This is a genomic window from Umezawaea sp. NPDC059074, assembly GCF_042738955.1.
In the GTDB taxonomy this organism is placed as follows: Bacteria; Actinomycetota; Actinomycetes; order Mycobacteriales; family Pseudonocardiaceae; genus Umezawaea.
Map to the genome: position 1 here is coordinate 21998 of NZ_JBHYHC010000104.1, position 10626 is coordinate 32623.

Here is a 10626-nt window from a genome sequence, read left to right on the forward strand (position 1 = left end):
TCCCCTAGAAACGCCTTCGGCCATCGTCGCGAAACCGATCCAGCCCTAGCGTTTTGGACCATGACAGCAGACGGGCCCGCGATCGTCGTGAGCGACATTCGCAAGTCCTACGGCGACTTGCGTGCCGTCGACGGTGTGTCGTTCACCGTCGCGGAAGGAGAGTTCTTCGGTCTTCTCGGCCCGAACGGCGCCGGGAAGAGCACCACCCTGGAGATCGTGGAGGGCCTGCGCAAACCGGATTCCGGTTCGGTGCGGATCCTCGGCGAGAGCCCTTGGCCCCGCAACCCCAAGCTACTGCCCAAGTTGGGCGTCCAGCTCCAGGCGTCGTCGTTCTTCGAGCGGCTGACGTCCAAGGAGCAGCTCCAGACGTTCGGGTCGCTCTACGGCGTGAGCCGCTCGGCGGCCGTGGACATGCTCGAACTGGTCGGCCTCACGGACAAGGCCGACGTGCAGGACGTTGACCTCTCCGGTGGACAGCGGCAACGCCTCTCCATCGCGTGCGCGCTGGCGCACGACCCGGAGATCGTGTTCCTGGACGAACCGACCGCGGCACTGGACCCCCAGGCCCGCCGCAACCTCTGGGACGTGCTGCGCGCCATCCAGGCCCGCGGCAAGACGATCGTCTACACCACCCACCACCTCGACGAGGCCGAGATCCTCTGCGACCGGGTGGCGATCGTCGACAAGGGACGGATCATGGCGATGGGCCCGCCCGCGTGGCTGGTGCGCAAGCTCAACGCCCAGACCCAGGTCATCGTCGAGCACGGCGCGGTGACCGCGGAGCTGGCGCGGACCCTGCCGGGCGCCGACAACGTCGTGGACGACGGGGTCTCCGTCATCATCGCGACGAACGACGCGGGTCTCACCATCAAGGCGCTGGGCGAGCTCGACGCCTTGAACAAGGCGCAGGTCCGCACGGCCACCCTGGAGGACGTGTTCCTGCACCTCACCGGTCGCGCGTACCGCGAGTGACCCACCAAACAACTGGCGTCGCTCCGGTGCTCGTGCTCCCGGCGTCGTCAGCACTTCGAGCGGAGACGGCGACATGAAAGCGTTTACCAGCCTGTCTTTGGCCATGTTCAAGGCCTCTTACCGGGACAAGGCAGCACTCTTCTTCACCTTCATGTTCCCCCTGATGTTCCTCATCGTGTTCTCCCTGCTCTCAGGTGTGAAGCTGGGCGACTCGGTGGAGATCGCGGTGGTCGGCGACAGCCGCGTCGTGGCCGCGCTGAAGAACTCCGAGGGCGTGAACCTCCAGGAGTTCAAGGACTCCACCACCGCCATCAACAGCCTCCGCGACGGCAACGTGGCGGCGATCGTGGTGTCGCAGGGCGACTCGATCGACGTGCGCTACGCCAACGGCGACCGCGCCGAGACCGGGCCCGCGCTGGCCAAGATCTCCGACGCGGTCGCGAGCGCGAACCTCGGCGCGGGCACCACCCCGCCGAAGTACGCGGTGCGGCAGAAACCCATCGAGGAGACGGCTTTCGAGCCCATCCAGTACCTCACGCCCGGCATCCTGTCGTGGGGTGTGTCCACCGCCGCGGTGTTCAGCTCCGCGCTCACCCTGGTGGCGTGGCGGCGCAAGCAGGTCCTGCGCCGCATCCAGCTCGCCCCCATCGGCCGCGGCTCGGTGCTCTCGTCCAGGCTGCTGCTCTCGGTCGTGATCGCGCTCCTGCAGGCGGTCCTGTTCGTGGCGGTGGCGACCCTCCCGATGTTCGGCCTCAAGCTGTCCAACCAGTGGTGGCTGGCGATCCCGCTGCTCATACTCGGGACGCTGGCCTTCTTCTCGGTGGGCATGCTGCTCGGCGCGATCTGCAAGACCGAGGACTCGGTGACCGGCGCGGCGAACCTCGCCGTGCTGCCGATGGCGTTGCTGGCGGGCAGCTTCTTCCCGATCGACAAGGCCCCGGACTGGGTCAAGCTGATCACCAACGCGCTGCCGCTGCGGCACATGAACGAGGGCATGCTCGACGTCCTGGTGCGGGGCAAGGGTTTCGAGGCCCTCATCGTGCCGGGCTCGGTGCTCATCGGCTTCACCCTCGTCGTCAGCACCCTCGCGGCGGTCTTCTTCCGCTGGGAAGACAAGTGATCGCCGGTGCGGGCGTTCGCTGACGGGATCCGGATGCCGAAGCGCGTCGTCGTCGGCATGACCGGCGCCACCGGCGCCGCGATCGGCATCCGGATCCTGGAGACGCTCAGCGCGGTCGGGGTGGAGACGCACCTCGTGCTGAGCAAGTGGGCTCGGGCCACGATCGAGATGGAGACCGACTACACGGTCCGCCAGGTGCAGGCGCTGGCGGACCACGTCCACGGGTCGCACGACCAGGCGGCGTCGATCTCCAGCGGCTCGTTCCGGACGGACGGGATGGTCGTGGCGCCGTGCAGCATGAAGACCCTGGCGGCGATCAGGGTCGGCTACGGCGAGGGGCTGATCGCGCGCGCCGCGGACGTCACCCTCAAGGAGCGCCGCAAGCTGGTGCTCGTGCCGAGGGAGACGCCGCTGAGCGAGATCCACCTGGAGAACATGCTCGCGCTCTCCAGGATGGGCGTCGTGATGCTGCCGCCCATGCCCGCGTTCTACAACCACCCCGAGGGAGTGCCGGACATCGTCGACCACGTGACCAGTCGCGTGCTCGACCAGTTCGGCGTGGACAACGACCTCACGACCCGGTGGGACGGCGGGAAGTCGGCACGCCTGCACCGGAAGGAGAACGGCGATGAAGCACTTCACTGATCTGCGCGGCTACCTCGACGCGCTGGACGACCTCGGGGACCTCGTGGTCGTCGACCGGGAGGTCGACGGCGACATGGAGACGGCCGCGATCACCAGGCGGAGCTACGAGGTCCGCTCCCCGGCACCGCTGTTCACCAACATCCGCGGGGCCCGGCCGGGCTTCCGCATCCTCGGCGCGCCCGCCGCGATGTCGTCGCGGAAGGACATGCCCTACGCCCGCATCGCCCTGTCGCTCGGCCTCCAGCCGGACAGCACCGGCCTGCAGATCGTCGACGCGCTGGCGGACGCCCAGACCCGCGAGCCGATCCCGCCCGTCGTGGTGGAGAGCGGGCCGTGCCAGGAGAACGTCCTGCTCGGCGACGACGCCACGCTCGACTCGTTCCCGATCCCGATCGTGCACGAGAAGGACGGCGGCCGGTACGCGAACACCTGGGGCGCCCTGATCGTGAAGACGCCCGACGGGGAGTGGACCAACTGGTCCATCGCGCGGGTGATGAAGATCGACGGCAAGCGGATGACCGGGCTGATCGCCGACGGCCAGCACATCGGGCACGTCTGGAACCAGTGGGTGGAGATCGGCAAGCCGATGCCCTACGCCCTGGTGCAGGGTGCCGAACCCGGTATCCCGTACGTGTCGGGCTTCCCGCTGCCCGACGGCGCGTACGACGCCGGGTTCCTCGGCGCGCTGGTCGGCGAGCCGATCGAGCTGGTCAAGGCCAAGACCGTCGACCTGCTCGTGCCCGCCACGGCCGAGGTCGTGATCGAGGGGCACGTGTCCATCGAGCGCGACGCGCTGGAGGGCCCGTTCGGCGAGGCGGCCGGCTACCAGCCGATGGACGTCACCAAGCAGCCGACGTTCCACATCGACGCGATCACCCACCGGAACGACCCCATCTGGCCCCTGGTGGCCGAGGGGCGCCCGCCGGACGAGTACCACACCGTCACCTGCGTCGGCGCGGCCAGCCAGTGCCTGGCGCGGCTGCGCGAGGTGAAGCTGCCGGTGACCACGGTGTGGTCGCCGATGGACTCCGCGGGCATGTGGCTCGTGGTGACCGTGCCGCCGAACTGGCGCGAGATGATGGACCCGGACACCACCAGCGACTCGCTCGCCCAGTACATCGGGCAGACGCTGTTCTGGAACAAGGCGGGCCTGTACTTCCCGCAGATCTTCCTGCTCGACGACGACATCGACCCGACCGACCTCGCCGAGGTCACCTGGGCCATCGCGACGCGCATCCACCCGGTCTCCAAGCGGGTGCAGATGGACAGCGTCATCCTGCCGCTCTTCGTCAGCCACACCGACATCGAGTACAAGCGCGGCTGGGGACCCAGGGTCGTGTTCGACGGCCTGCTGGCCCCGATCGGCGAGCGGATGGAGCACACGTCGTTCGCCGCCTCCTACCCCGCCGAGCTCCAGCGGCGCGTCATCGAGAACTGGGCCTGAGAGCCCCTCTGCCGTTCCGAAGGGCCCGTCCGGGGTGGTTGCTCCGGACGGGCCCTTCGGTGCGTCCTGCGGGCGGGTCAAAAGGGAATGCCCCCGTGTACAAGCGTGCACAGTTGCGGGTGGAGCCCCCGCGTCGCGTTGCGACACGGGGGCTCCGTCGACAGGGTTGGTGGTGACCGAAGCCACATCAGAACTCGGGCAGCTCCAAGGGGGCGATCTCGCTGAAGACGTCGCCGGGTCCGGGGTTGCCGCGATGAGTGCGGCCGCCCAGGTGGTGCAGGACGCCCCACACCGCGTTGAGCGCGGTGGTGACGGCCCCTTCCGCGAAGCCGCCGCACCAGGAGATGTCGTCGCCCGCCAGGAACAGCCCGCGCTGGGCGTCGGACAGGCCGTCCTGCATGAAGTGCGTGTAGAGCTTGCGCTGGTACCGGTAGTGGCCGGGCAGGTTCGACTTGAACGCGCCCATGAAGTGCGGCTCGGTCTCCCAGGTGATGGTCACCGGGTCGCCGATGATGTGCGTGCGGATGTCCACGCCGGGGTAGATCTCGGCCAGCGAGCCGAGCACGACCTCCAGGCGCTCCTCCAGCGTGAGGGTCGCGAGCTTCAGCGAGTCGTCGTTCCAGGTGTAGGACAGGCACATGACGCCGGGCTTGTCCGGCCCGTCGTCGAACAGGTAGACCCCGCGGGGCATCCGGTCGGTGAGCGTCATGCTCATGACGTGCCTGCCGGTGCGCGGGTCGACGTCCAGCCAGAACGGCCGGTCCGTCACTACGAACAGCTTCGAGGACCCCATGTAGTGCGTGCGCTCCACCGCGGTCCACAGGGCCTGGGGGAGCAGGGACTCGTCGCACTTGACCTTCGACAGCAGCGCCCAGCTCTGCGCGGTGAACACCGCCGCGGGGTAGGTGCGGATGCCGTGCTCCGCGTCCTCCACGGTGATCCCGTGCGCGGTGCGGCGCATCCACTTGACCGCGGTCTTCGGCACGCCGCCGGTGTGCAGCGACGCCAGCGTCGTGCCCTCGGGCCAGTGGTCGAGGAACTCCGGCTCGTGCGTCCACAGCCTCGTCGGCAGCTGCTGGCTGCCGCCGGTGATGCGCTGCTGGTCCACGTCCGCGCCGTTGTAGACGACGCGCAGGATCTCCAGCATGGAGTTGGGGAAGTCGGTGTCCCAGCCGCCGGTGCCGAAGCCGACCTGGCCGAAGATCTCGCGGTGCTGGAACGAGGCGAACGCGGGCGACGCGGTGAGGAAGCCGTAGAACGACACGTCGTCCAGGCGCGGGACCAGGCGGTTCCAGATGGCCTTGATCGTCGTGACGTCCCGGCTGCGGACCGCGTCCTCCATGGCGGAGACCTCCGCGGTCTCCTGGAGCGCCTTGTCCCACGCGTCGGCGACCTGCTGGTAGACCATCGGCAGGTCGGTCATCGTGTGCGCGAAGTGGCTGACGCCCTTGAGGTCCACCACGGTGCTCGGCGTGTTGGTGGACAGGGGGTTGGGGAACGGCGTGGTCTTCAGCCCGACCTTGTCGATGTAGTGGAACAGCGTGGTGGCGGCGAGGGGGAAGCGCATGGCGCCCATCTCGGCGACCGACTCCGGGTGCTCCCGGAACGGGACCGACCTCATCCGGCCGCCGAGCTGCTCGGCCTCGTACAGCACCGGTCGCAGCCCGAGCTTCATCAGCTCGTAGGCCGCGACCAGTCCCGCGATGCCGCCGCCGATGACGGCGACCTCGGTGCCGTGCGCCGACGCGGGCACGCTGCCCAGGCCCGCCGGGTGGCGCAGCCAGTCGTCGTAGGCGAACGGGAAGTCCGGTCCGAACATCGTGACCGGGGCCCGCAGGCCGTTCAGGTCGTCGTGGTCGATCGGGCTGGTGTGGTCCATGTGCGCTACCCCCGGTTGACGGTGGTGACCCGCTCTCTGGCGGGTGCGGCGGAAGGGGGTCAGGGGAAGAGCTCGGGTCGTCGGTCCGCCAAGTAGTCGTTGACCTGCTTGGCCTTCGTGATCCGGGTGGCGTCCAGGTCGGCGACGATCAGCTGCTCGCCGTGGACGTCCTCGTGCAGGGCGTGGCCCGAGGGGCCGACCACGCGGGTGAGCCCGCAGTACTCGAGCTCGCGTTCCGCGCCCGCCCAGTTCACGTAGGCGATGTAGAGCTGGCTCTCCAGGGCGCGGGAGTGGACGAGGGTGCGGGCCACGATGTCCCAGGGCTTCATCAACGCGGTCGGGACGACGAGCAACTGGGTGCCGGCGAGCGCGTGGGCGCGCACCGATTCCGGGAACTCGACGTCGTAGCAGATGAGCATCCCGACGGTGAACCCGTCGAGCTCGGCCTGGACGACGCCGACGCCGCCGGGTTGGAAGATCGCCCGGTCTATGTCGCCGAACAGGTGGGTCTTGCGGTAGGTGGCAAGGGCTTTCCCGGTGCCGTCGACCAGGCGGGTGGAGTTGTAGACGTCGCCGCCGACGGCCTCCGGCCAGCCGAAGACGATCGCCACCCCGGTCTCGGCGGCGATGGCCGCCGCCTCGTCGCACATCGGGCCGTCGTCGGGTTCGGCCAGCTCACGGAGTCGGCGCGGGCCGAGGTGGTAGCCGGTGAGGGAGATCTCGGGCGTGATCAGCAGCCTGGCACCGGCTTCGGCGGCGTTCCGCGCCGCGGCTCTGAGCCGCGTGCGCGGCGGCTCTCCGCCCGCGACGGTCTGCCAGCAAGCGATCCTCATGCTCGTCGGTTCCTTACTCCGCCAGTCGGTCGCAGGCGGCGGTGTCGTGAAGGCGCCCGGTTATGCCCGGAGTGATAACGTCATTATGAAACGGCATTATGATTCAATTCGCAGAAACACTGAGTGCACCGAAGCTATGTACTCCACTTGTAGTGCGGCAACCCCTGTCGGCCCCCAGTGCGCCCCTAGGGGGGTTGATACCCCTTATAGGCCCTGGTAGCAATGCGGGAGCAGGTAAGGAGCCAGCGTTGATGTTTTGCCACGCTAAACAGTCGGGGTGGTCTACTCAAGAAGCTTTCGATGTCCAAACGGGCAGCAATCCTTGCCCTCGTCTCAGTTGGGAGTTGTGCCGAAACGCTGTTTTGTGAATAAACTACGCGTTTAGTCGGCTCCCTGACCTGCGAGTTCTGCCACCCGTAACCTGTCATCGGCTTCGGAGTGCCGTAGGGCAACCCTACGGAAGTAGGGTCTTATCGATGGTTGTTTTCATGCAATTCTCACGATCGTTCGCGGATGTTGTGCGTAGTAGTACGAGAACTCCGTAACACGCATGTTGCACACGGTCCGGGTAACTCGATGTTTCCCCGAGACGTTATCGACAAGCTTCTTATTGTCCTGATACTGTCGTTGTGTGTTACCAGGACAGCCTGGTGGGACAACCCGACTTGAGTTGGCCACTGTTTGTTCACCGCGGGGACGTTTGGGCGGGACAGGTGACCACACCGGGAAAGGAACGCGGTCTTCGATGTTGGTCGAACGGACTAGAGAACTGGCCACCCTCCAGCACGTGCTGGAGGACTGCCTCCGAGGCCGGTCCGGCGTGGCCATGATCACCGGGGCCAGAGCCACCGGGAAGACCGCGCTGCTGCACGCCTTCGGCGAGGAGGTGCAGCGTTCGGGAGCCCTGCTCCTCAACGCGACCTGCACCGCGGGGGAACGGACGCTCCCGCTGGGAGTGCTCAGCCAGCTCCAGCGCAACATCCCCCTCGAACTCTGCTCGGGCGACCGGGCGGCCTTCCTCTCGGGACTGCTGGACGAGGCCGCGAGTCCCATCCGGACCGGCGAGGGCGACGCGGACGGCGCGGAGGTCAAGCGCGGGCACGTGCTGCACCAGCTGGGCGCGGCGCTGCTGACCATCGCCGAGCAGCGGCCGATCGTCATCGTGGTGGACGACGTGCAGAACATGGACGACCTCTCCAAGGAGACCCTCCGGCACGTGCTCGGCAGGCTGCGGTCCGCCAGCGTCGCCGTGGTGTTCACCGAGTGCGTCGGCTCCCGCGAGCCGCGGTCGCTGTTCCACACCGAGTTCCTCCGCCACCCGCACTGCCACAGCATCCGGCTCACGCTCCTGTCGCCCGCGGGCGTCGGCGAGATGGTCGCGGCCGAACTGGACCCGCGCATCGCCGAGGCGTTCGGCGCGCAGTACTACGAGGTGACCGGCGGCAACCCGCTGCTCGTGCGCGCGCTGCTCGAGGACCAGCAGCGCCTGCGCACCGGCGACGCCTCGCCCGCCGGACCCGTTGTGGGAGAGGGGTTCGCCGAGGCGGTCATGAGCTGCCTGCACCGCGGTGACCCGGCCATCCGCGAGGCCGCGTACGCACTCGCCGTCCTGGGCGGCGACGCCGAGCGGCCGAAGCTGTTCTCCCGCATGACGGACCGCTCGCCGAAGACTGCGGCCAAGGACGTCGAGAGCCTGGTCGTGATGGGGCTGCTGCGCGGCGAGAGCTACCGGCACCCGGCCATCCGCGAAGCCGTGATCGACGACGCCGTCGCCAACGCCGACCTCCCCGACCTGCACCTGCGCGCCGCCTGGCTGCTCGCCCAGGACGGCGCCGAGCCGCGCGTGGTCGCGAACCACCTCATCGCGGCGGGCGTCGCCTGCCCGGAGTGGGCGCTGCCGCTGCTGCGCGAGGCCGCCGAGTCCGCGCTGATCGACGAGCAGGTCGAGGAGGCGATCGAGTTCCTCGAACTCGCGATCCGCGACCGCGCGGAGGAGACGCCGATCGAGCTGGTGATGATGCTGGTGCGGTTGAAGCTGCGGCTGAGCCCGGCGTCGGCGTTGCAGCACGTGCCCGCGTTGGGCGAGGCCATGCGCGAGGGGAAGCTGCTCGGGCGTGGCCTGCTGTGGTTCGTGCGGTTCCTGGTGGTGCACGGCCGGGTCGACGACGTGGCTGAGGGCCTGGCGCGGTTGGTGTCGCGGATCGACGAACTGGACGAGCACAGCAAGGCCGAGATCACGATCACCCGGATGTGGGCCGTCGGCTCGTACCCGGAACTGGTGAGCAACCTGCCGCCGGTGCGGCCGGACGGCGACCTGTCGGTGGACATGGGGATGCGGGTCCAGGCCGCCACCGTGCTGACGCGGGTCATCGGGGGAGAGCTGGACGACTCCGCGGTGATGACGGCGGAGCGGGTGCTGCAGAGCGCGAACCTCATCGAGGAGCCGACCGAAGAGGTGTCCGCCGCTCTGCGGACGTTGCTGTACCTGGAGAAGCTGGACAGCGTGAAGTCCTGGTGCGACACGCTGATGACGGATCGGCACGAGTCGTCGAGTCCTCCTGGGTGGTTGGGGGAGCTGGCGATGATCCGGGCCGAGGTCGCGCTGCGGATGGGGGACCTGGGGACTGCTCGGCAGCACGCGCGGTTCGCGTTGGAGAAGGTGGATCCGCGGACGTGGGGTGCTTCGGCCGGGATGGTGTTGGGGACGCTGTTGCAGGCGACCACGGCTATGGGGAAGTTCGACGAGGCCGCGGAGGCGTTGGCGCAGAGGGTTCCGCAGCACATCTACAGGGGGCGGTACGGGTTGCACTACCTGTTCGCCAAGGGGCATCACCACCTGGCTACTCGGCAGTTGCCTGCTGCGCTGGGGGACTTCCTGTCCTGTGGGGAGTTGATGGTGAAGTGGAAGTTGGATTCGCCTGGGTTGCTGGCTTGGAGGACTGGGGCTGCTGAGGTTTACCTTCGGTTGGGGAACCAGGCGAAGGCTCGGGAGCTGGTTGATCAGCAGTTGGCGATTCCGGTGATGGGGCCGTCGTTGTCCCGTGGGATGGCTATGCGGGTGAAGGCCGCTACGTTGGATCTGCGGCAGAGGTCGCAGATGTTGCACGGGGCGTTGGATGAGGTCCAGGCGGCTGGTGGGCAGTTGGAAGTCGCTCGGGTGTTGGCGGATCTGAGCCACACGCATCATCAGTTGGGGGAGCCTGATCGGGCTCGGATGATGGTGCGGCGGGCTTGGAGGGTGGCGAAAGACTGCCAAGCCGAGCCGTTGTGCGCGCAGTTGATTCCGGATCAGAGTCGGGGGGCTGCCGCTGTGGCATCTTCGGAAGCGGCCGCGGAGTGTGGAGCGGCCACGTTGTCGGATGCTGAGCGGAGGGTGGCCGGGTTGGCTGCTCTTGGGCATACGAATCGGGAGATCGCGAACAAGTTGTACGTGACGATCTCGACCGTGGAGCAGCACTTGACGAAGGCCTACCGGAAGTTGAACGTTACGCAGCGGAAGGATCTGCCCGCGGATCTGTGGAGTGACGCGGCTTCTATCGCCTGAGCCCCGGATCCGCGCGGCTGGTGCCGCGCGAATCCGGGGGTCGGTGCGGGTGGGTGCGTTGGTGCTTGTGTGCGTCTGTGGTCCCTTGCCTCTGTGGAGGTGGGGGGCCTTTGTGCATTGTGGGGGTGGGTGTTGGGTTGCTGGAGGGCTAACCCCCGGTTGCGCCAATTATCCCACCCTCTTTCGTCT

7 protein-coding genes are annotated in these 10626 nt (G+C 68.1%); 5 read left to right on the plus strand and 2 right to left on the minus strand.

Features of this window, described 5'->3' with window-relative positions; translation table 11 throughout:
- Nucleotides 1-60: 60 nt before the first annotated feature.
- The 4 genes from ACFWW9_RS33825 (at nucleotide 61) to ACFWW9_RS33840 (ending at nucleotide 4181) form a co-directional block, all read left to right on the plus strand.
- Nucleotides 61-972: an ABC transporter ATP-binding protein gene (locus tag ACFWW9_RS33825; protein ID WP_390386212.1), complete on the plus strand. Its 912-nt coding sequence runs from the start codon at nucleotides 61-63 to the stop codon at nucleotides 970-972.
- Between the two features lie 103 nt (nucleotides 973-1075).
- Nucleotides 1076-2092 (plus strand): ABC transporter permease, encoded by a 1017-nt coding sequence (locus tag ACFWW9_RS33830; RefSeq protein WP_390386213.1) that lies wholly within the window; start codon nucleotides 1076-1078, stop codon nucleotides 2090-2092.
- 6 nt (nucleotides 2093-2098) lie between these two features.
- On the plus strand, nucleotides 2099-2737 hold the full coding sequence (locus ACFWW9_RS33835) for a non-oxidative hydroxyarylic acid decarboxylases subunit B (RefSeq protein WP_390386214.1): 639 nt from the start codon (nucleotides 2099-2101) through the stop codon (nucleotides 2735-2737).
- A complete protein-coding gene (locus tag ACFWW9_RS33840; RefSeq protein ID WP_390386215.1) occupies nucleotides 2721-4181 on the plus strand; it encodes a UbiD family decarboxylase in 1461 nt (486 codons plus the stop codon). The genes ACFWW9_RS33835 and ACFWW9_RS33840 overlap by 17 nt, the downstream gene beginning before the upstream one ends.
- Before the next feature lie 187 nt (nucleotides 4182-4368).
- Here the strand turns inward: ACFWW9_RS33840 and ACFWW9_RS33845 are convergent, their stop codons facing one another.
- On the minus strand, nucleotides 4369-6060 hold the full coding sequence (locus ACFWW9_RS33845; RefSeq protein WP_390386216.1) for a flavin monoamine oxidase family protein: 1692 nt from the start codon (nucleotides 6058-6060) through the stop codon (nucleotides 4369-4371).
- 59 nt (nucleotides 6061-6119) lie between these two features.
- Nucleotides 6120-6893 (minus strand): carbon-nitrogen hydrolase family protein, encoded by a 774-nt coding sequence (locus ACFWW9_RS33850; RefSeq protein WP_390386217.1) that lies wholly within the window; start codon nucleotides 6891-6893, stop codon nucleotides 6120-6122.
- A gap of 745 nt (nucleotides 6894-7638) precedes the next feature.
- On the opposite strand from ACFWW9_RS33850, the gene ACFWW9_RS33855 reads away from it, so the two are divergent.
- The gene (locus ACFWW9_RS33855) at nucleotides 7639-10437 is read left to right on the plus strand and encodes an AAA family ATPase (RefSeq protein ID WP_390386218.1); all 2799 of its coding nucleotides are present in this window, start codon (nucleotides 7639-7641) and stop codon (nucleotides 10435-10437) included.
- The last annotated feature ends 189 nt before the right edge of the window (nucleotides 10438-10626 follow it).